Source organism: Terriglobales bacterium (assembly GCA_035567895.1).
Lineage (GTDB): Bacteria > Acidobacteriota > Terriglobia > Terriglobales > Acidobacteriaceae > Gp1-AA112.
The window spans coordinates 1-21,323 of the sequence record DATMPC010000079.1 but is presented as its reverse complement, the minus strand read 5'-3'; the positions used below and the strand labels follow the sequence as shown (position 1 = coordinate 21,323).

18 protein-coding genes are annotated in these 21,323 nt (G+C 55.9%); 10 read left to right on the top strand and 8 right to left on the bottom strand.

The features are described 5' to 3' along the window. Positions 1 to 264 precede the first annotated feature (264 nt). Both VNX88_16040 and VNX88_16035 read left to right on the top strand, forming a co-directional pair. A complete protein-coding gene (locus VNX88_16040; protein HWY70179.1) occupies positions 265 to 957 on the top strand; it encodes a response regulator transcription factor in 693 nt (230 codons plus the stop codon). Next, positions 954 to 2,735: an ATP-binding protein gene (locus tag VNX88_16035; protein HWY70178.1), complete on the top strand. Its 1,782-nt coding sequence runs from the start codon at positions 954 to 956 to the stop codon at positions 2,733 to 2,735. Before VNX88_16040 ends, VNX88_16035 begins: the two co-directional genes overlap by 4 nt. On the opposite strand, the gene VNX88_16030 is transcribed toward VNX88_16035, so the two are convergent. Further along, positions 2,732 to 3,757, bottom strand: coding sequence for an inorganic phosphate transporter (locus tag VNX88_16030; protein HWY70177.1), 1,026 nt, complete (start codon positions 3,755 to 3,757; stop codon positions 2,732 to 2,734). The two genes, VNX88_16035 and VNX88_16030, sit on opposite strands and share 4 nt — an antisense overlap. Before the next feature lie 32 nt (positions 3,758 to 3,789). After that, on the bottom strand, positions 3,790 to 4,404 hold the full coding sequence (locus VNX88_16025) for a DUF47 domain-containing protein (protein HWY70176.1): 615 nt from the start codon (positions 4,402 to 4,404) through the stop codon (positions 3,790 to 3,792). Between the two features lie 167 nt (positions 4,405 to 4,571). Here VNX88_16025 and VNX88_16020 point away from each other — a divergent pair, with 167 nt between their 5' ends. The 5 genes from VNX88_16020 to VNX88_16000 all read left to right on the top strand — a co-directional run bounded on the left by VNX88_16020 (position 4,572) and on the right by VNX88_16000 (position 10,544). Further along, positions 4,572 to 5,321 (top strand): PhoU domain-containing protein, encoded by a 750-nt coding sequence (locus VNX88_16020; protein ID HWY70175.1) that lies wholly within the window; start codon positions 4,572 to 4,574, stop codon positions 5,319 to 5,321. A 101-nt stretch (positions 5,322 to 5,422) separates the two neighbouring features. Continuing rightward, positions 5,423 to 6,430 carry a phosphate ABC transporter substrate-binding protein PstS gene (gene pstS, locus VNX88_16015; protein ID HWY70174.1) on the top strand — a complete coding sequence of 336 codons (1,008 nt, stop codon included), beginning with the start codon at positions 5,423 to 5,425 and terminating at the stop codon, positions 6,428 to 6,430. A 183-nt stretch (positions 6,431 to 6,613) separates the two neighbouring features. Then, entirely contained in the window at positions 6,614 to 7,966 is a 1,353-nt protein-coding gene (locus VNX88_16010; GenBank protein ID HWY70173.1) for a serine hydrolase, read from the top strand. 86 nt (positions 7,967 to 8,052) lie between these two features. Next, on the top strand, positions 8,053 to 9,279 hold the full coding sequence (locus VNX88_16005) for an ABC transporter permease (GenBank protein ID HWY70172.1): 1,227 nt from the start codon (positions 8,053 to 8,055) through the stop codon (positions 9,277 to 9,279). Further along, on the top strand, positions 9,279 to 10,544 hold the full coding sequence (locus VNX88_16000; protein HWY70171.1) for an ABC transporter permease: 1,266 nt from the start codon (positions 9,279 to 9,281) through the stop codon (positions 10,542 to 10,544). The genes VNX88_16005 and VNX88_16000 overlap by 1 nt, the downstream gene beginning before the upstream one ends. 304 nt (positions 10,545 to 10,848) lie before the next feature. Here the strand turns inward: VNX88_16000 and tyrS are convergent, their stop codons facing one another. Together tyrS and VNX88_15990 are read right to left on the bottom strand one after the other, a co-directional pair. Next, the gene (gene tyrS, locus VNX88_15995; GenBank protein HWY70170.1) at positions 10,849 to 12,153 is read right to left on the bottom strand and encodes a tyrosine--tRNA ligase; all 1,305 of its coding nucleotides are present in this window, start codon (positions 12,151 to 12,153) and stop codon (positions 10,849 to 10,851) included. After that, positions 12,150 to 12,434 carry an antibiotic biosynthesis monooxygenase family protein gene (locus tag VNX88_15990; protein HWY70169.1) on the bottom strand — a complete coding sequence of 95 codons (285 nt, stop codon included), beginning with the start codon at positions 12,432 to 12,434 and terminating at the stop codon, positions 12,150 to 12,152. Before VNX88_15990 ends, tyrS begins: the two co-directional genes overlap by 4 nt. 143 nt (positions 12,435 to 12,577) lie before the next feature. On the opposite strand from VNX88_15990, the gene VNX88_15985 reads away from it, so the two are divergent. Next, the gene (locus VNX88_15985) at positions 12,578 to 13,423 is read left to right on the top strand and encodes a diacylglycerol kinase family protein (GenBank protein HWY70168.1); all 846 of its coding nucleotides are present in this window, start codon (positions 12,578 to 12,580) and stop codon (positions 13,421 to 13,423) included. On the opposite strand, the gene VNX88_15980 is transcribed toward VNX88_15985, so the two are convergent. Both VNX88_15980 and VNX88_15975 read right to left on the bottom strand, forming a co-directional pair. Next, the gene (locus VNX88_15980) at positions 13,420 to 14,412 is read right to left on the bottom strand and encodes a carbohydrate kinase (GenBank protein ID HWY70167.1); all 993 of its coding nucleotides are present in this window, start codon (positions 14,410 to 14,412) and stop codon (positions 13,420 to 13,422) included. The two genes, VNX88_15985 and VNX88_15980, sit on opposite strands and share 4 nt — an antisense overlap. A 10-nt stretch (positions 14,413 to 14,422) precedes the next feature. Next, entirely contained in the window at positions 14,423 to 16,165 is a 1,743-nt protein-coding gene (locus tag VNX88_15975; GenBank protein HWY70166.1) for an L-lactate permease, read from the bottom strand. A 256-nt stretch (positions 16,166 to 16,421) separates the two neighbouring features. On the opposite strand from VNX88_15975, the gene VNX88_15970 reads away from it, so the two are divergent. After that, positions 16,422 to 16,673, top strand: a complete 252-nt coding sequence (locus tag VNX88_15970) for a hypothetical protein (protein ID HWY70165.1) — start codon at positions 16,422 to 16,424, stop codon at positions 16,671 to 16,673. Further along, on the top strand, positions 16,670 to 17,086 hold the full coding sequence (locus tag VNX88_15965) for a type II toxin-antitoxin system VapC family toxin (GenBank protein ID HWY70164.1): 417 nt from the start codon (positions 16,670 to 16,672) through the stop codon (positions 17,084 to 17,086). The genes VNX88_15970 and VNX88_15965 overlap by 4 nt, the downstream gene beginning before the upstream one ends. Before the next feature lie 302 nt (positions 17,087 to 17,388). On the opposite strand, the gene acs is transcribed toward VNX88_15965, so the two are convergent. Next, a complete protein-coding gene (gene acs / locus VNX88_15960) occupies positions 17,389 to 19,356 on the bottom strand; it encodes an acetate--CoA ligase (GenBank protein HWY70163.1) in 1,968 nt (655 codons plus the stop codon). A 291-nt stretch (positions 19,357 to 19,647) separates the two neighbouring features. Continuing rightward, positions 19,648 to 20,874 carry an MFS transporter gene (locus VNX88_15955; protein ID HWY70162.1) on the bottom strand — a complete coding sequence of 409 codons (1,227 nt, stop codon included), beginning with the start codon at positions 20,872 to 20,874 and terminating at the stop codon, positions 19,648 to 19,650. Between the last annotated feature and the right edge of the window lie 449 nt (positions 20,875 to 21,323).

The following is a 21,323-nucleotide window of genomic DNA, read 5'->3' as shown; positions in this document are numbered from 1 at the left end:
AGCAGGGTTATTCTGGGTCATAGAAATGGCCTCGAACTTTCGTTCTTTGTCGCGCGGGTTCATTCTACCGAAGACCACGCACCCACGTACTGCGAGACGCCATCTTACGCCGGTATCAAAAAAGGTCAAGGCAGAAAACAAAGCACTTAAGCTATCGAAATGCACCTCTATCGGGCGGCAAAATTAACAGATTGTTAACAAAGGATGCCGTGAAATTGCCTGCGTATTCGCGTGAATGAAGTCTGCTCCGGCTAGAATACGCGTGTGAAACGGACGATTTTTGTTGTGGAAGACGATCCCGATATTTCGCGCTTGGTGAAGCATCATCTGGAAGGCGCGGGAATCGCAACGCGTGTTTTCCCGAATTCAAAAGGCGTGATCGCCGAAGCGACACGCCAACATCCATCGGTATTCCTTCTCGACATCATGATTCCGGGCGAGGATGGCATGGAACTCTGCCGACAGATCCGTGCCACCAGCGAACTGGCTCCCATTCCGGTAATTTTTCTCACCGCGAAGACTGAAGAGGTGGATCGATTAGCCGGTTTCGATTTGGGAGCGGACGACTACATCACAAAACCGTTCAGTCCTCGCGAATTAGTGGCACGCGTCAAGGCAGTACTGCGCCGCTTCGAGCCCCCGCTGACGCAACAGAAAATTCGCATGGGCGATCTGGAGATCGATTCTGGCGCAATGAGCGTGGAGGTCCAGGGCAAGGCGGTTACGACGACCGCAACTGAGTTTCGCCTGCTTGAATACCTGGCTTCTCGTCCTGGACGAGTATTCACCCGCGAACAATTGCTCGACGCAGTGTGGCGCGACACCAGCTACGTGACCTTGCGTTCGGTCGATGTGTATGTGCGCCGGATTCGCGAGAAAATCGAACAAGACCCTGAAAATCCCCGTTTTCTCCGCACGCTCCGCGGAGTGGGATATCGCTTCGAGGCGCCGAAGTGAAAAGCAGTGTCTTCTTCAAACTGCTTGGGGCATTCCTTGCCGTGATTCTTGCAGGGACGTTCGTCCTCAACATTGAGATCCGCAGAGAATGGACACAATCACTCACTTCCGAAGTCGAGAAGTCGCTCCAACAGGAGACTCGGTTATTCGCCTATCGCGTTGAAAACGACAGTTCGCATCCTCTGCAAGACATTGTCAAGCAGGTGAGCGACGCGACGAATGCGCGGGCCACGATCATTGACCGTAATGGCAAGGTGCTGGCCGACTCCGAAGCAAATCCCGATGCGATGGAAAACCATGCGCAACGTCCCGAATTCGTTGCTGCGCTGAAAGGTACCGAGGGAGAGGCTAGTCGCACGAGCAAGACGCTGGGAATTGATTTCCTCTACACCGCAGCACCTATCAAAAATGGCGCGGTCCGTCTCGCATATCCACTATCTGCGATCAAGGAAAGCTCTTCAACGATTCAGAGATCGTTGATTCGCGGCTCGCTTCTGGCTCTGTTCATAGCAGTGGTTCTTGCTGCTGCCGCTGCTGTCTTAATCTCTCGCCGGTTGCAGCGCATCGTGAGTTTTGCCGAACGCGTGGCTGCCGGCAACCTTTCCGCTCGCATCCAGGTTGACAGCGCAGACGAGATTGCGCGCGTCGCCATGGCACTGAACATCACAGCTGAGCGCCTGGAACAAAGCTTTAGGGAGCTCGAATCCAGCCGAAAGCAATTGGAAGCGGTGCTGAACAGCATGCAGGCTCCCGTGATCGCTGTGAATCGCGAGGAACGCGTGGAATGGGTAAATGGAGCCATGAATCGCTTGTTGCCTAACCGCGTACGCTTGCACGCGCCATTGATTGAAACGATTCGCGAACCCGATCTGCTTTTGGCAGTGAGAGAGACAGTCCAAATTCGCCAGATACACACGACGCGAGCACACGTCCTCCCCGGCAGGACGTACGAAGCCACGGTTGCACCTATGCTTGCGGGGAGTGCAGTCGTACTCCTGCACGACCTTACAGAAATAGAACGCGTGGAAAAAACGCGACGAGATTTTATCGCCAACGTGTCGCACGAGCTGCGCACGCCACTCACATCGATTCAGGGATACGCTGAAACCTTGCTCGATCTGAACACGAGCGACAATGCGACTGGCGAATTTCTCGAAATTATTCGCAAGAACGCAGCACGAATGTCCCGCCTTACGGAAGATTTGCTAACGCTCGCGCGCGTAGAATCGGGCGAACAGCGTTTTCGGATGCGCGGGATCGCCGCATCGCAACTCATCCGCGAGGCTCAGCAATACTTCGCCGAGATGGCCCACCTGCAAGGGAGCGAGCTATCGATTGAGTTACGTGAGGATGCAAGCGTGAAGGCTGACCCAGAAGCTGTCCACCAGGTATTCTCCAATTTGATCTCGAACGCGGTGAAGTATTGTCCGCCTGGGACGCCGATTATTATCGGAGCGCACCCGCGTGACAACGATGTCGAATTCTTTGTGCGCGACACCGGTCCGGGCATTGCTTCCGAACATCTTCCGCGGCTCTTTCAACGTTTTTATCGCGTAGACAAGGCAAGATCACGCGAGTCCGGCGGAACCGGTTTGGGGCTTGCCATCGTAAAGCACATCGTGATCGCACATGGTGGAACTGTGCGCGTCGAAAGCGAACTCCATCATGGATCGCGATTCTTCTTCACTCTGCCCCGAGCGGAATCGGCGCTTTCACCGGAAACGAATGAGATCGGCTCGGAGATTCCTCAAGGAATTGGATCCTCAGAAATTGATTAAGCCGATGGATTGAACCACTGCATAACCAAGAATAGCGCAGCTGCGACGATTCCCGATGCCGGAATCGTCACGATCCAAGCCCATACGATCCTTCCTGCTACGCCCCAGCGCACAGCTGAGAGCCGCTGTGTGGCGCCTACTCCGACAATCGCGCCGGTAATGGTGTGAGTTGTGCTTACAGGGATTCCAGCCGCTGCCGTGCTGAATAGGGTGATGGCGCCGGCAGTCTCTGCGCAAAAACCCCCAATTGGCTTTAGTTTCGTAATCTTGGATCCCATGGTGTGCACGATGCGCCACCCGCCAAAGTAGGTTCCGAGGCCCATGGCAAGATTTGCTGCGAGGATGATCGGCCAATGGAAGGGTCCCCATGTTGTTGAGAAGTCGTGTCGGCTCATGATGCCGGCCGAATAAAGTGCGCCTGCGACGATTCCCATCGTCTTCTGCGCGTCATTTCCACCGTGGCCCAGGCTGTAAAGAGCTGCCGAGACCAGTTGCAGCCGCCGAAACCAGCCGTCCACGTTCTGCGGAGCCGAGTTGCGAAAAATCCAGAACATCATCGTCATTAACAGCCACCCGAGTACAAGTCCCATAATGGGAGCAACAACGATGAAGATGAGCGTCTTGGTCCATCCATGGGGAACGATTACCCCGAACCCGGAACGGGCGATTGCTGCTCCCGCATAGGCTCCAATCAGTGCGTGTGAAGAAGATGTAGGCAAGCCCCACCACCAGGTAAGGATGTCCCACACGATCGCGCCTATGAGTCCACTCAGAACCACAAACTGCGTGATCTGATGCACGTCAATCATGCCTGAGCCGATTGTTTTAGCTACCGCAATCCCAAAAATGAACGCAGCGATGAAGTTAAAGATCGCGGCCCATATCACTGCGAGCCGAGGCGAGAGTACTCGAGTGGAAACCACAGTCGCAATGCTGTTAGCAGCGTCGTGAAAGCCGTTGAAGAAATCGAAGCAAAGCGCGATTAGGACGGTCACCGTTACCAGTAGTGTCGTCGTAGCCAACTGGGAGAGTCTCCGGACTGCAGGGGATTGAGTTACGCGCTCTTCACAACTACCGATTCGATCACGTTAGCCGCGTCTTCAGCCTTGTCGGTGGCAGTTTCCAGGACTTCGTACAGCTCTTTCTTTTTGATCAGCGTGATGGGATTTGTCTCAGTCTCGAATAATTGGGCTATAGCAGCGCGTGAAATGCGATCCGCCTCGTTCTCAAGGCGGTTAATTTCAACGCAGTACTGGAGCACGTTGTTCTTCTTTTCCAGGTGAGCCACGGCTTGGCAGAGCTGTTCCGATTGGCGCACAATCACGTCCGCGAGTTGCGGCGCAGAGGGCGTGAAGTCAGTGATCTTGTACATAACGAGGCGTTCTCCGGCCGCGTGCACAAAGTCCAGCACATCATCGATCGAGGATGTCAATTTGTGGATGTCTTCGCGATCGAAGGGCGTAATGAACGTTTGATTAAGCTTCGTTAGGAGTTCATGCGTCATTTCGTCGCCCCGATGCTCAATCGTCTTCAGTTGTTCGACTCTCGCTTCAACGTCCTTCATGTCCTGCAAGATTGCCCTCAGCAACTTTGCGCCATCCGTAAGATTGTTCACCATGTCGGAGAACATCTCGAAGAATCTTGTCGTGCGGGGAACCAGGCGAACCATATGCCTCACATTGGGAAGAGCGCAATTGTTACGAATTGATGAATATTTCACGCGTCGGGCAGGCGGGTCAAACAACCTGGACGCTAGCGAGTACGTTGATTTCAACGCCAATTCACGCCATCTTCACGCGGATTTAATCCAATCCGGCTTTAATAGCGCTACTAACGATGTCGTCCGCCGCCAAAAATCCAGCCGGTCTTGGTGCTCAACCGCAACCACAATCGATCAGTTCACCCCAAGCGAGCCTGATAGCCCTCACGGTTAGGGCCTTCGAAGTTGCCACCGCTGCGGCCTCGAATGCCGCCGATTCGGTCAGTTCTCCGACGCTGACTCAAGCGGTTTTCGATTGTGAGAAGGAACTCGACAGCCTCGACCGGCAGATGGACGAACGGTTTGCCACCGTGTTGACGCAGAGCTCGCCCGACCAAGTGCGTGAATTGCTCGCCTGCATGAAATGCATGATCGACCTCGAGAGGATTGGCGATCTGATCTCATCATTCGTCAGCCGCTGCCGGGTTGTTGCCACACGTCTCGACATGCAAGACATCTCCGACCTGATAAACATGAATTCGCATCTCGAATCCATGCTGAAAGAAGTCTCGCACGCATTCAGCGCACGCGATCTGAGTCGCGCCATCGGAGTGCTGCGTTCGGATCGTGAGATAGATCGCATTCGCAACCTGATTTTTATGCGGCACCTGGAAGACCAGGCCAGTTGTGCAGGACCAGACAGCATTCACGTTCTGCTGATGTCGCAAGCCCTGGAACGTGCCGGTGATCACGCCAAGAACATCGCTGAAGAGGTGTGCCACTTCGTGAGTGGACGCACCATCCGCCATGTTCCTGCTGGGCACGAAGGCTCGGTCGAACAGCTCTATCTCGCCTGGCTATGGGACCAGTACAAGTCAACGCATTAGTCTTCCGAGTAGCTGCCCATTTACTGCAAATTTATCCCACTGTAACCATCCTGTAACACCCCGCTCGGAGTATGAAACCAAGTACCCATAGGAGGAGCAACGTGATTCGAGGTCTTAAGTGGACCCTGGCAATGGCAGCGCTGCTGGTCGGTTCTGCGGCAGCGCAGACGACTTTAAATGGGGCAGGCGCGACCTTCCCGAACCCGATTTATTCGAAGTGGTTCAGTGAGTACCACAAGCAGCACCCTGATGTTGAGATCAATTATCAGCCGATTGGCAGTGGCGGCGGCATTCGCCAGGTCACGGCAGGCACAGTGGACTTCGGCGCTACTGACGGCCCGATGTCCGACGAACAACTCAAGAGTTCAAAAGTACCGATTCAGCATGTTCCGACGGTGATGGGATCGGTAGTTCCCGCGTACAACATCCCCGGCGTCAAAGAGGAATTGAAGTTCACTCCCGATGTGCTTGCGAACATCTTCCTCGGCAAGATCACAACCTGGAACGATCCTGCAATTCAGAACCTCAACAAAGATATAAAGCTTCCTAACCAGAACATTAACGTGGTTCATCGCTCCGACGGCAGCGGCACCACGTATGTTTTCACCGACTATCTCTCGAAAGTAAGCCCGGAGTGGAAGGGCGGTCCCGGTAAGGGAACATCCGTAAAGTGGCCTGTCGGAATCGGCGGCAAAGGAAATGAAGGAGTAGCCGGTACGATTCGTGCAGTCGACGGCACCATCGGCTACGTTGAACTGATTTACGCATTGCAGAACAAGATCACATTCGGTTCGGTAAAAAATGCCGCCGGCAGCTTCGTAAAAGCCGATCTGCAGAACACCAGTGCGGCAGCGAACGGCGTTAAGATTCCGGACGATTACCGCGTTTCCATTACCAACTCCCCGAACAAGGATGCCTATCCAATAGCAACGTTCACATGGCTGCTAATCCCCACTAAACCGTCAGACGCCAACAAGGGCAAGATCATCAAGGACTTCCTGAACTGGATGATCGACGATGGCGAGAAGATGGTGGAGACGCTAAGCTACGCACCCCTCCCGCAGGAACTTCAGGGACGCGTGAAAAACACCATACAGAAACTGCAGTAACTTCCCCGCAGAGGCGTCTGACCGACGGGCGCCTCTATCCTTCTCCTCTTTTTGCTCGAATGCCCCAACCTCCCCAGACAGACTCTTACTGAAAGCGCTTTTAATTTATCCGATCACGGGATCACCGGAGTGCACGACTCCTCTTACAATTGCTGCGCCTTAATTCCAATCGTGGGAGACAACATGATTCGGCGTATCGCGGTCGCGGCATTACTCCTTGGCGTGGGCTTTGCACAGGAAGACCCCACCTCACGTATGGAACAGGTCGTTCAATCCTACGTTTCTGCGAAGCAGTTCATGGGCTCTGTGCTTGTGGCGCGCGAGGGCAAGGTGCTGCTCAGTCATGGCTACGGATCTGCGAATTTTGAGTGGGGTGTTCCCAATTCGCCTACAACGAAGTTTCGCCTAGGCTCGATTACGAAGCAGTTCACGGCGGCCTGCATCCTTCTCTTGGAAGAGCGCGGCAAGTTGAAGACCGACGATTTGGTCAAGAAATACTTGCCGAACGCGCCTGCCGCTTGGGACAAGATCACGATCTACCATCTCCTTACTCATACTTCGGGAATCCCGAGCTTCACGGGATTTCCCGATTACGCTTCCACTGAAGCCGTGAAGACAACTCCGGAAAAGCTCGTCGAGCGGTTTCGCGACAAGCCGCTCGAATTTCAGCCAGGCGAAAAATGGAATTACAGCAATTCCGGATATGTACTGCTCGGCTACCTGATCGAGAGGATCAGCGGCCAGGGATATAGCGAGTTTGTGCAGCAGAATATCTTCGATCCATTGGGAATGAAGGATTCCGGATATGACTCCAACTCGGCGATTATCCCTCATCGCGCCGAGGGATACACGGCGAAGCCGAAGGGATTGGAACATGCCGGATACATCGACATGAGCATTCCCTTCTCCGCGGGCGCACTTTACTCCACTACCGAAGACCTGCTGCGCTGGGAGCAAGGACTCTTCGGCGGTAAATTGCTCTCGGCGTCCTCTGTCCAGAAGATGACCACTGCGTTCAAAAGCAACTACGCGTTCGGCTTGGGCGTGCGCGACGACAAAGGACACAAGGTAATCGAGCATGGCGGAGGCATCGAAGGCTTTAACACTCAACTCGCTTATTATCCCGATGACAAGCTCGTCGTCGCAGTGCTCGGCAACTTGAACGGCGGAGCTCCAAGCGCGATCGCAGCCAAGCTTGCATCGGTCGCGCATGGAGAGAAAGTGGTCCTGGCATCCGAGCGCAAGGAGGTCACGGTCTCCCCGAACATTCTCGCCGCGTATGTAGGAACCTACGAGCTGGCGCCGAATTTTCAGTTCGTGATCACGCTCGAAGGCGACCACCTGGTCTCGCAAGCCACGGGCCAGTCCAGGATTCCAATCTTCCCGGAATCAGAAACTCTGTTTTTTCCCAAAGTGGTCGATGCAGAAATTGAATTCGTCAAGAACGACAAAGGTGAAACAACACATATGATCCTCCATCAGAATGGGCATGTCACGAAGGGCGTGAAGGTCGCCGAGCCTCAGAAGACCCAATAGAGACGCAGCACGGTGCGTCTCCATAATCCCTCCAGAACTATTTCTTGCCACCAGACGTATAAAAGTGTTTCAACTTATCTTCCTTCATGCTCGCGATTCGCGACAATTTGGCTCAGTGCATAACCGCGCTGAGGCAGCATAAGCTCCGGGCATCGCTAACCATGCTCGGACTCACGATGGGCGTAGCAACGCTCATCACGGTAATGACAATCGTGCAAGGCGCGAATGTCTACGTAGAACAAAAGATCGCCAATCTGGGTACGAATGTTTTTCAAATTGCGCGTACTCCGTTCGCGGTAACCGACTTCAACATCATCATCAAGGCACTCAAGTACCGGAAGATTGAGCTCGACGACGTAAGAGCCGTCGCTGAAAAGTGCACGGCGTGTAAGGAAGTGGGAGCAAGCGCCACCGCTACGGGACGTATTCAGGCGCGCTATCTTAACCGCGAAGCTCAGGACGTGAACTTCTACGGCCAGACCGCGAACATGATCGATATCGACACCCGTGCTGTCGATTACGGCCGCTATTTCACGCCTTCCGAAGCGGAACGCAGAGTCAACGTCTGCCTGATTGGAGACACGCTGGTGCAGCAGTTGTTTCTCGGAGAAGATCCGGTCGGCAAAAATCTTCGGATAGGCAACAACGAGCTAGCCGTGATCGGCGTGATGGAAAAGATTGGGAGCGTTCTGGGGCAGGATCAAGACAATCTTGTGATCGTCCCTCTCGGAGTGTTTCTCAACATGCAAGGACCACATACCAGCCTGACCGTCAACGTAAAAGCAACGGAGGCTACGTTTACGGAGGCGCAGGATCAGGCTCAACTCATCCTGCGTGCGCGTCGTCACCTCACCGGCAAGACGGACAACGACTTCTTTATCGGCACCAAAGAGAGCTACATGTCATTGTGGCGCAGCATCAGCTCCGCGTTTTTTGCCGTATTCATCATGGTGGGGGCGATCTCGGTGGTCATCGGGGGAATCGTCATCATGAACGTAATGCTCGTGAGCGTGACGCTGCGCCGCCGCGAGATCGGCGTGCGCCGTGCCGTCGGCGCCACCAAGCGGGACATCCTTCGGCAATTCATCACAGAAAGCGTTATGCAGTGCATCGCCGGCGGATTCGCTGGAATCGCTCTCGGCTTTCTGGTTGCGCTTACGCTGCGGACGTTTACTCCGTTTCCTGCTTCGGTACAAACCTGGGTGGCAATATTGGGAGTGGTCCTGAGTTCGATCGTGGGACTATTCTTCGGAATCTATCCAGCATTTCGCGCATCCCAACTGGATCCGATCGTCGCGTTGAGGTCTGACTAATGGCTGTTCTAACTGCGAGCCAGGTTCGCGAGAATTTCTTCGCGGCGCTCGAGACGCTGCGCTCGTCGAAGGCTCGCACCGCGCTCACAATCATCGGCATCGTAATCGGCGTTTCCTCGGTGATTTCCATGGCGGCGATTATTCAGGGACTCAACAGGTTTGTGCAGGAGCGTGTGGAATCTCTGGGCTCGCGTACATATTTCATTTCTCGATTCCCTCCCGGCAGCGATCCTTCGCGCTGGCCCCAACGCATTCGCACCCGAAAATACCTTGAGTACAGCTATGCTCCGTTCATCAAGCAGGCGGCACCCGACGTGCAAATCGTCACTACGGTCGGCACACGCGGCTTTTTCTTTGGCGATAGCAATACCATTACCAGCGGAAACCACAGCGTGGAGAAAGTGATTGTGCGTGGCACTGAGCCACCGTACATGGAAGCGATCCCGCTGTTCAGCATAGATCGCGGCCGCTTCATCAGCGACTTCGATGAGGAACATGCTCGGCCGGTTGTTGTGTTGGGAGCTTCCATTGCCGAATCGCTCTTCCCAAATTCGGATGCGATTGGCAAGACCGTCCGTCTCAATGGAACTGTCTACGACGTAATCGGCATCTTCGAACATGATCCAGGCCTGTTCGGAGGTCCCGGAGTAGACATCTTCGCCGTAATTCCGCTGAGCAAATTCCGCAAAGAATATCCGGAAGCCAAGGAACTGCTGATGATCTTCACGGTTCCGAAAAACGCGAGCGTCGACGTGGCGAAAGATGAAGTAGTTCAGGCCATGCGCCGCCTGCGGCATGTTCCGGCTAAGCAGGAAAACGATTTTGAGCTGAGTTCCCCCGACTTTCTCAGCAACCTGTGGAATCAACTTACAGGCGCGCTCGTGATTCTGACCGCGGTAATCAGTTCGATTGGATTACTCGTAGGAGGCATCGGCGTAATGAATATCATGCTGATCTCGGTGACCGAACGCACACAGGAGATCGGTGTTCGCAAGGCCATCGGCGCGCGCCGTGCCGACGTACGCTTGCAATTTCTGCTCGAAGCAGTGGTACTTACGCTGGTGGGTGGCACGCTGGGCATTCTGATCGGAGCCGGTGTCTCCACTACCGTACGCACGCTCGTGCCCTCGATTCCTGCAACGCTCTCGTATCTCTGGGTAACGCTCGGTTTCGTAATCTCCGTCGCGGTTGGTGTCATCTTCGGCTATTACCCCGCGAGCATGGCTGCCCGCCTGGATCCGATTGTCTGCTTGCGGTACGAGTGATGGAAATTGCCCTTGAATTTTCAGTGGGACAACGCCGTCAAATTTGACCTGCTGTCCCAAGCGTCACGGGCACGGTAAGCTGCTGTTCCTGAACAACTTAGACGATAAATTGAAGCTGTCCCACTGTCCCAAAACCCTATACGCGCTGGGACAGTGGGACAGTGCCAACTGCCAACCCAAACTGCTCGGTTGATTTTGTGGCACAGTCACCCTCGGCTGTGGGTTTTGACTTGCTAGCAGCTTAACATTCCGATTTGGCACCAGGCCCGAGGGCGGTTGTGCCACATTGGTTTTTTAACTCACTCTATTGAACTAGAACTCTTTTCCAGTGCCGACCTAGATTCAAGTTGAATTCTGCGGGAAGGCAAGTGGCAAGCTGGCTGATCACAATCGTCTCGCCATTAACTCGCACCGCGCGCTCTTTGAGTTTTCTTGCAGCTTCACTGGTGGATGACACCAATCCTGCCGAAATAAGAAGCTTTTCCATTTTGAGAATGCTGATGAGGGTTCCAGGAGGCAATGTAGAACGCTCGTAAAGCGGAAACCATGGAGCCGAAGGGTCGTCTTCCGATTGCCGTAGCAAAACCTGTTCTCGCGGTATTTCCACCGTCTCCATAACTTGTGGTACCTGATGTTTCTGAAACTGCTTCGCCCAATTCTCCTCCGCATCCCGCGCTGCCTGCTCGGAATGAAAATCCTTGACGATTCTGCGCGCCAAATCCTTCTTGGCCTGCATCGGATGCAGTGCGCCTGACGACACTTTCGACTTTAGGCCCTCGATCTCTGATGTGCGCAGATCGGTTAGCAGCGTGCAGTAACGCCACATCAGCTCATCGGAGATCGACATGAGCTTGCCGTACATCTCTAGTGGCGGCTCTTTGATTCCGATCGCGTTTCCTAGCGACTTCGACATCTTCTGCGTGCCATCGAGTCCTTCAAGAATCGGCATCGTCAGCACGACCTGCGTGGGCTGGCCATGCTGGCGTTGCATCTCTCGGCCGGTGAGCAGATTAAATTTCTGATCGGTCCCGCCGAGTTCCACATCGGCTTCCAGAGCCACCGAGTCGTAGCCCATCGCCAGAGGGTACAGCAGCTCGTGCATCGCGATCGGTTGCTCGTTTTGAAAGCGATCGTGAAAGTCGTCACGCTCCAGCAGCTGCGAAACCGTGTATTTCTCTGCCAAGCGGATGAAATCGATCGCGCTGAATTTCGAGAACCAGCGACTGTTGAAATCGATGACTGTTTTTTGGGGATCGAGAATCTTAAAGACCTGCTCCTTGTAGGTCTCCGCATTGCGATCGATCTCTTCGCGTGTGAGGGGTTTCCGCGTTGCCGAACGCCCGCTGGGATCGCCGATCAGCCCAGTGAAATCGCCAATCAAAAAGATAGCGGTATGACCCATGTCCTGAAAGTGTTTGAGCTTGCGGATCAGAACGGTGTGGCCGAGATGCAGGTCGGGCGCAGTAGGATCGAACCCTGCTTTCACCTTCAGGGGTTTTCCGCTCTTAGCCGATTTTTCCAGGCGCTCTCGCAGTTCCTGTTCGCGAATGATCTCCACGGCGCCCTTTTTAAGGTAGGCGAGCTGCTCGTCAACGGGAGGGAAGGTCATGCGATATGCGTGAAGAGCTCCGACTCGCGCTGCTCAGTCAGGTCCTGCATCTTTGGGGTGTAGTCGAGAAAATGAGGCGTGCGCCGATGCGCGTCGAGCGCCGCGTCGTCGCGATAGAGCTCGTAGAGCATGAATTTTCGCGGCTCTTTGCGCGACTGGAGCACGTCAAAGCGCATGCATCCAGGCTCAGTTTGCACCAGTTTGACGTAAGAACGGAACATATCGGCCGTCTCCTGCTCGCGGCCAGTCTTCACGGTGATATGAACTGTCAGGCAGATCATCAGGGCTCCAAGGAATTCTACATTTTACGGGAAAGGCATTTTGAACACGGAGGACACGAAGGAAAACGGAGCGCCGGGCGGCCCTCGCCCGGAAAAGTCTCATGTCTGAGCTAACTTACGCTGCGTAGTATCGTCCTTTCCGCATGCGAGCCCTCGCCATTCTCGGACCTGCAGCGCAGGACAGCGATTTGGATCTGCTCAAGAGCGCCGGACTGCAGGTTGAACATTGGGACATTACTGATTCGCGATCCCTCGCCGATCTCGCCGTTGTGTTCGGCGGCGACGGAACAATTCATCGCTTTCTACCGCAGCTTTTGCGCGCTAAATTGCCGGTTCTACTCGTTCCGCGCGGCAGCGGGAACGATTTGGCGCGCGCCTTGAGTATTTCGTCGCCACAAATTGCGACTGATCTTGCACGCAATTTCGTCGCTGGAAGCGCAATGGTGCGCGAAATAGACGTCGGAATCGTCACGAATAAGTACGGTCACGACACGCCTTTCTGCTGCGTTGGCGGCGTTGGACTCGACGCTACCGCCGCAGAATTCGCCAATAAAATGCCGCGTTGGATCCGTGGAAATGGCGGTTATTTGCTTGGGATGGCGCGTGCATTGCTTCAAGCGCCATCATTGCAGCTGCGAATTTGCGCCGATGGACGCGAAATCGCGCAGCAATCCTGCCTTCTTAGCTTCGCGAATACGCCTTCATTCGGCGGCGGATTGCGTATTGCGCCCAATGCAAACCTCAATGACGGCACGCTAGATTGCGTTCTAGTGCGGCAAATGGGGCGTTTAAAGCTCATTCCAAGCGCGATTGCACTCCTTAGAACGCGTCATTTGGAGCTCAAGCAAGTGAATTCTTTTCGTGCCGAGCGGCTACGAATCGAAACCGATCCGCCCACTTGGGTATATGCCGACGGCGAGCCGGTGTGCCAGACGCCCATCGATGTGAGCGTTATTCCACACGCTTTGCGGCTGTTAAGCGGCACTTAAGAGGCAGAAACTGCCTCTTCCGAAAGCATTTTGAGGCGCTCCTCCTCGCCTATGGGAGGCATTGCGCCCGCCTGCGACGCCACCCATGACGCCCATTTGTTGGCAAATGCGAGCGTTTTTTCCAGATCAATTCCACGCAAAATGCAGTGAATTGCGGCCGCGGTAAAGGCATCTCCGGCGCCGATCGTGTCGCGTACCCGCACCTTAAAGCCCGGATGTGACGCGATTTTTTCTTCGTTAGCCGCGGTCGCGCCATGCTCTCCGCAGGTCACGAGCACGACTTTGAGGCCGAATCTGTCGAGTAATTCCCGCATTAGCGCCTGCGTGGTAGCCCCTTTGAGGCCCACTATGGCCGCGATCTGCGGCAATTCCAGGTCGTTTAACTTCAGAATTGTGGTCAGATGCAGCGTTGAATCGATCACTTCGCGCTCGTAAAACGGCCTTCTGAGGTTGATATCGCACACTCGGAGGCACTCTGGACGCGTGTTCTCGAGGAAATTCTGGATCGTTTGGCGCGATTTTGGGGCACGTTGAGCCAGGCTTCCGAAGCAAACTGCGTCACATTTTGCGGCTATTTCGCGCCATTTTGGGGTCCATTCGAGGGCGTCCCAGGCTACCGGCTGACGGATTTCGTACTCCGGCTGGCCGCCGCGGAAGCGAACGTCGACGGTCCCCGTAGGCAGTTTTGGGTCGCTTTGAATGCCGCTGGTGTCGAGATTGCGTCCGGCGAGCTCGGCTTGGATTTCAGCACCCAAAGAATCGTTCCCGATTCGGGAGGCGATCACCGCATGCTCACCGAGAAGCGAGGCGATGTAGGCGAAGTTGAGCGGCGCGCCGCCGAGATGCTTGCCCGTGGGAAGCATGTCCCAAAGGGCTTCGCCGAGTCCGACGACGAGGCGTGTAGACGAAGTCATGACAGGAAGCTGCGTGGCACAGCCATCCTCGGCTGTGAACAGTGCATGGTACACAGGCGAGGGCGCCTGTGCCACAAAATGCTCTTTAGTGCCCCAGAATCAGCCCGTGCGGAACTGCATGTGGAAACACATAGGCGTACATCAGCACGATCAATCCCACGATGGCGCCGAGCGCGATCGAGTGCCACACGACGAAGCGGAATATCTGGCCTTCGTTTCCAAGCTGATTGGTTGCTGCGGTAGCAACGCAGATCGACTGCGCGTCCACCATCTTGCCCATCACGCCTCCGGCGCTGTTGGCGGCGCACATCAGTACCGGATCCAGGCCGAGTTGCTGCGAAGTGATGCGCTGCAGGCTGCCGAAGAGTGCGTTGGAAGAAGTGTCGCTGCCGGTGAGCGCGACTCCGAGCCAGCCGAGGAAGGTGCCGAAGAATGGATAGAACTTCCCTGAGCGAGTGAAGGCGAGTCCCAAAACGGCATCGAGGCCGGAGTAGCGCGTGACATAACCGAGGCCGAGCATGAACGAGATCGCGAGTATGGCAAAACGCATGCGATAGAGCGTGTGGCCGAAGACGCGCAGCAGCCGCCGCGGGCCGAGTCCCAGAATGAGACCGGAGATGATTGCGGCGAGAAAACATCCGCTGCCTGTAGCTGAGAGCCAGTTGAAGTCAAACTTTGCAGCTTCCCGAGTGGGTTTTGCCACCACCGGAGCCGCCCGCAGTATGTGATTGTGCAGAATCGGGAACTCCCAGCCGCCGCGCTCAAATGCGGGCGTTGTGTGACGGTTGATGGCAGTTTTTACGGTCGGCAATCCCCAGAGCAGCACGATGACTGACAGGATCAGGAATGGCAGCCAGGCCATCGCTACATCTTTGCGCGTGGCAGTCGAAGACGGGCCCGGTTCCGGCGGCGGATCAACGACCGAGTCACGGGATATTACGGCCTCTTCCTGTTTGGACATCCGACGAACGGACTTGGCCGAGGCCGTGGTCACCTGTCCATCTCTCCACACGCGCTTCGGTCTCCAAAACTTCAGAAAGACCACCAGCACGATCATCGAGACAACTCCACTGGCGATATCCACCAGATTGCTGTCCATGTGGTTCGCCCAGAAGAATTGCGTCAGGCCGAACGAAAAGCCAACAGCCAGGATTGCCGGGAGTACTTCGAAGGTCAGCTCCCACCCCACCATGACGCGCACGAGCCAAAATGGAACTATCACGGCGGTAATCGGAAGAATGCGCCCGATCATTGCGCTTAAGTCCGCCTCAGGCAGCCCGCAGACCGCAGCGAGCGTGTGTACCGGGGTTCCAATCGCGCCCCAGGCAACCGGCGCGGTATTGGCGATCAGATTGAGCGCGGCAGCATGGAACGGGCGGAAACCCAGGCCGATCATAAAGGCGCCCGCGATCGCCACTGGCGATCCGAATCCGGCGCAGCCCTCGATGAACGCTCCGAAACAGAAGGCAACGAGAAGCACCTGCAAACGCTGATCGTCAGTGATGCGCGCGATCGAGCGCTGCATGATCTCAAATTTGCCGGCTTCTACTGAGACGTCATAGAGGAAGACGGCGGCAACCACGATCCAGACAATTTTCAGCATTCCGAACGAAACGCCGTAGAGGAAGCTCGCCGAAGCCAGCGATACCGGCATGTGAAATGCCGTGGTCGCGACGACAATTGCGGTCGCCACACCCGCCAGCGCGGCCAGATGCGGACGCACACGCAGTCCAGCAAGCAGCACGAACAGCACGACGATCGGCAGCGCCGCGCACAACGTGGACAGCCACCAATGTCCGAATGGATCGTAGGTCTGGGTCCAGGTCATGGGTGGGGATTGTACAGAACAGAACAAATCCACCAGGTTGGACAATTGTTAAGATTTGGTGACTTCACGGGTTGGGGCGGGCGGTGGCAGTACCGGCGGCGGTAGCCGCTGGGTTCTGGCAGTGTGGTTGCCAGGTGCCATCGAATCATGGTCTAGCTCGCACGTGCCCAGCGGCTACCGCCGCCGGTACTGCGAATCGTGCCTCGCCTATACTCGAATATGATATCATGATATCATACGAGAAATGGAGTCGCGTATGGGCCAGCTTGTAGTTCGCAACCTCGAGAATGCCGTCAAGGAACGGCTCCAGCGTCGAGCCAGGCGCAACCGCCGAAGCATGGAGGAAGAGGTTCGCGAGATCCTTCGCAATGCCGTGAATAGGGATGATGAAGGCTCAGCCCGTGGACTCGGCTCCGAGATTTCCAGCTTGTTCACCAAAGCTGGATTGGACTCTGACATCGCAGAGTTGCGAGGTAACCAAATCAAGCCGGCTTCGTTTGAGCCATGATCATTCTCGACACGAATGTGCTCTCCGCGCTAATGCGGCAAGAGCCCGATATGAAAGTTGTGGCATGGCTCGACAGGCAGCCCCGAACATCCATCTGGACAACGTCGCTGACAGTTCTCGAAGTGCGATTCGGGTTGGAGATCATGGCAACCGGAAAGCGGAGATCTCTGTTGATGCATGCCTTCGAAAGCCTGTTGGACAAGATGGGACAGCGGATTGCGTCCTTCGACGCTGCCGCCGCCAGGCAGGCAGCCGACTTGATGGCATCTCGCCAGCGCAAAGGCCGACCAGGAGAACTGCGAGATACGATCATCGCGGGAATCGCGCTGGCGCATCAGGCTTCGCTCGCAACCCGTAACGTGAGTCATTTTGAAGATCTATCGGTTTCGGTGGTGAATCCGTGGGACGCGTAATTTCTCCCAATGCGTCCAAACGCTGTCATCCTGAGGCCGATGTTGGCCGAAGGATCTCCCGTGATGATTGGGATTCAAATGCTGTTGATCGGCACTTCGGCCATACAGTAGGCTTTGTTGTTGCAACGATAACGGGATTGTAGCGTCCTCGTAAAAGAGCCGCCCCGGCGCCATTCAAGTTCGAAACATCGCGGGAGATCCTTCGGCCAACAGCGGGCCTCAGGTTGACAGTTCTTTACCTTCCAGACCGCTAGGCATTGCACAGAGCATGGTAGAGACGCAGCCCGCCGCGGCGGGCTCCTCTATTCTTCGTCCGCTCGTAACTTCGCGATTACAGAAAAATCCTCCAGCGTGGTTACGTCTCCCTTCACGTCACCGGTGCCGGCGAGTTCGCGTAACAGGCGTCGCATAATCTTGCCGCTTCTCGTTTTGGGAAGGGTGTCGGTGAATCTTATGTCGTCGGGGCGGGCGAGGGCTCCGATCTCTTTTACTACCCACTTGCGCAGTTCGTCTTTCGTGTCCGGTGTTGGCTTATAGCCGGATTCCAGCGTGACGAATGCGGCAATTGCTTGTCCCTTGAGATCGTCGGGACGGCCCACTACTGCGGCCTCGGCAACTTTTGGATGGGCGACCAGTGCTGACTCGATCTCCATTGTGCCTAAACGATGTCCGGCGACGTTGATGACGTCGTCGACGCGGCCCATCATCCAGTAGTAGCCGTCTTCGTCTTTGCGGGCGCCGTCGCCGGTGAAGTACATGCCGGGAATGTCGGACCAGTATTGCTTCACGAAGCGGTCAGGATCGTTGAAGATGGTGCGGGCCATCGCCGGCCAGGGCTTGCGCAACACCAGCAGCCCGCCAGAGCCTTTCGGCACCGGCTCTCCCGCGCGCGTTACCACATCGGGAAAGACTCCCGGCAGTGGCAGCGTCGCCGATCCCGGCTTGGTTGGCACAGCGCCGGGTAGCGGCGAGATCATGATCATTCCCGTTTCGGTCTGCCACCAGGTGTCGACGATCGGGCAGCGATTCTTGCCGATCATTTCGCGATACCACATCCAGGCTTCCGGATTGATCGGCTCACCAACGGTTCCGAGCAGTCGCAGGCTGTCGAGCTTGTGGCGCTTCGGATATTCGCTGCCCCACTTGATGAAGGCGCGGATTGCGGTCGGCGCGGTGTAGAAGATGTTGACCTTGTGACGGTCGATCATCTGCCAGAAGCGGTCGAAGTCGGGATGGTTAGGGGCGCCTTCGTACATCAGCACGGTCGCGCCGTTCTGCAGCGGGCCATAGACAATGTAGGAATGTCCGGTGACCCAGCCGATGTCGGCGGTACACCAGTAGATGTCCTCATCGCGAATGTCGAAGACCATTTTGGTGGTGTAGTACACGCCGACGGAGTATCCGCCGGTGGTGTGAACGATGCCTTTTGGCTTTCCTGTAGTGCCCGAGGTGTAAAGAATAAAGAGTGGATCTTCGGAGTCGAGTGGCGCAGCGGGGCACTGCTCAGAGGCCTTGTCGACAACCTCATGCCACCAGTGGTCGCGGCCCTTCTTCATGTCAACCTGCGATCCGGTGCGCCGGTACACCAGCACATGTTTCACTGAAGGACAGGACGCCAGCGCCTCGTCGACCGTGGCCTTGAGCTTGATCTCGTTGCCGCGGCGATAGCCGGTGTCTTGCGTGATGACGGCGACGCATTGCGCGTCGTTGATGCGATCGACCAGAGCGTTTGCGGAGAATCCCCCGAAGATCACCGAGTGCACCGCCCCAATGCGGGCACAGGCGAGGAGCGCGATCGCGAGTTCCGGCGTCATGCCCATGTAGATTGCGACGCGATCGCCGGCCTTGATGCCCATGTCTTTGAGCGCATTGGCGCACTTCGAGACCTCACGCAGCAACTGCTCGTAGGTGAACGTGCGGACCTCGCCAGGCTCGCCCTCCCAGATGATCGCCGTTTTGTTCTTACGCGCGCCGGCGACATGGCGATCAAGGCAGTTATAAGAAAGATTGATCTTGCCGCCGAGAAACCACTTCGCCCAGGGCAGGTCCCATTCCAGGACCTTGTTCCATTTCTGGAACCAGTGCAGCTCTCCGGCGACTCCGGCCCAAAACTTCTCCGGATCGGCAGCAGAGGCATCGTAGATCTTCTGATACTCGGCCATGCTCTTGATGCGAGCATGCTGGCTGAACTCCGCCGGCGGATCGAACTTGCGCGCCTCACGAAGGATGGATTGGATGTCTTGCTGCTGAGCGACCTGGGGCTCGGGCATGGATCACCTGTTTAAGAATGTGTTTGCGGCGGGATGATTTTAATTGAGGTTGAGAGAGATTTCATTCGACTGCCATTTTCTTAACACTGTCATCCTGAGCCCTCTTTTGGGCGAAGGATCTACCGCAATAATGGGGACTTATATGCAGCTGATTGGCTTTTTGGCCATAGGGTCGATTTTGTTTTTGAAGGTACTCGCAGTGGTTCCTAGTGAAAAAGCCATACCAGCGGCATTCAAGCTCGAAGCATCGCGGGAGGTCTTCGGCCAACTGAGGGCCTCAGGATGACAGTCTTAGACCTGTGAGCCATTAGACAATTGTTGTCGTCCCCAAGCGCTCAACATCTTCGCCGTGGGCAGCAACAACACGAGCCCTGCCAGCGGCAGCAGCAGTCCAGCGCGCGGATCGCCAACTCTTTCTCCTATCACGCCCATCGCGCTTGGCAGGGTTGCAGCGCCGATGCCGGCGAAGGCAAAACATACAGTGCATGCGGGACGTTCGGGGCCGATCAATTCCGAAACGCGAGAGATCAGCAGCGGAAATCCTGGACCGACTCCCAGGCCGGTGATCGCGCACGCCAGGAGAATGGTGGGAGCGTGTGCGGCCAAATAGAAGGCGAGCACTCCAGCAGCTGCTGTAATGATCGACACCAAGAGCAGCTTGCCCTCTGACATGCGACGCAGAGCAAATGGTGCGAGCGCTCGGCCCGTAAGAAAGAACGCCCAGAAGGCCTCGTTGGCGTTGGTGGCACGAAATGCATCCGCGAAGCTGGGCAATGCCAAAGTCGTTGCCCAACCTGCGACCGCGTTTTCTACGCCACAGAACAGAAACATCGAGATGGCGATTAATGGCGCGAGGATCCAGATAGAGCCCGGTGTGGGAGTAGTTGGTTGGTCGGGAGAGACAGCATTCGTCTTTGGGGGCATTTCCCAAAACGCGGAAGCAGCCAGACCCAGGGCCACCAATACACTCAGCGCCGCAAGAAAGCCGGAAAGACTATGAGTCAGGCGGAGCAGGAGCGGCCCGCTGATTGCGCCGAGGCCCCATGCGAAGTTAACGAGGGAAACAGCGGCAGCGCGGCGCGCTTGGTTCGCCTCGGCGACGGCGAGATTGATTGCCGGTAACGCAATGCCCAGTCCGACCCCGTAGCAGGCGACGGCAGCTCTGCCTAGATTCCAGTCTGCCCAAATCAATCCGCATACGCCCAGAAGGCATAGCGCCACGCCAAGTACAACGCCCAGCCGAAAGCTGCGCTTCGCAAACGCGGCTCCGCTGAGCAGTGTGCCGATTGTCGAAGGAATGAATTGCCAGAAGAAGAGCGAGCCCAACTGAGCTGTGGTGACTGGCCAGCGTGATGAGAGTAGAGGAAGAATGGGCCCGAGCAGCGTGGTGACGACTCCAAGCACAATGAACAACGCACACGCGAACAGCGTGAAGGAGGCTGCGCTGCGCGCGCTAAAGCGCGTGGTTGCACCGTTTTCGCGACCGCGAATTAGCTGTTGGGCAGTGGAGGCAGACATCAAGACTGTCATCCTGAGGCCAGCCTTTGGCCGAAGGATCTCCCGAAATACTTCAAACTTGATTGTCGCATCCTGGCTCTTCGGCCGATGATTTTTCGTGTAAGGGCCAGGACGCAGCAATTACACCTGAAATATTCCGGGAGATCCTTCGGCCAAAGGCTGGCCTCAGGATGACAGTACTTAATTGGCATGGGTCTTTTTCGACATTCTCGTAGAGACGCAGCATGCTGCAGGCTTGTCCAAATTAGGAATCTAGCGATTTAGGGAGGGGCATCGGCTTCAGCCGTGCCGAGACGGAATCCATGATCGATCCGGCTTTAGCCGCTGCGGTGGACTCCGCTTCGTGACCGAAAATCTTAAATCGGTTGCCCGAAACCTAAATAGCTAACTCCATCGAGAAACACAACCGCAGCGGCTAAAGCCTGATCAATCCGAAACTTCAAACGGCA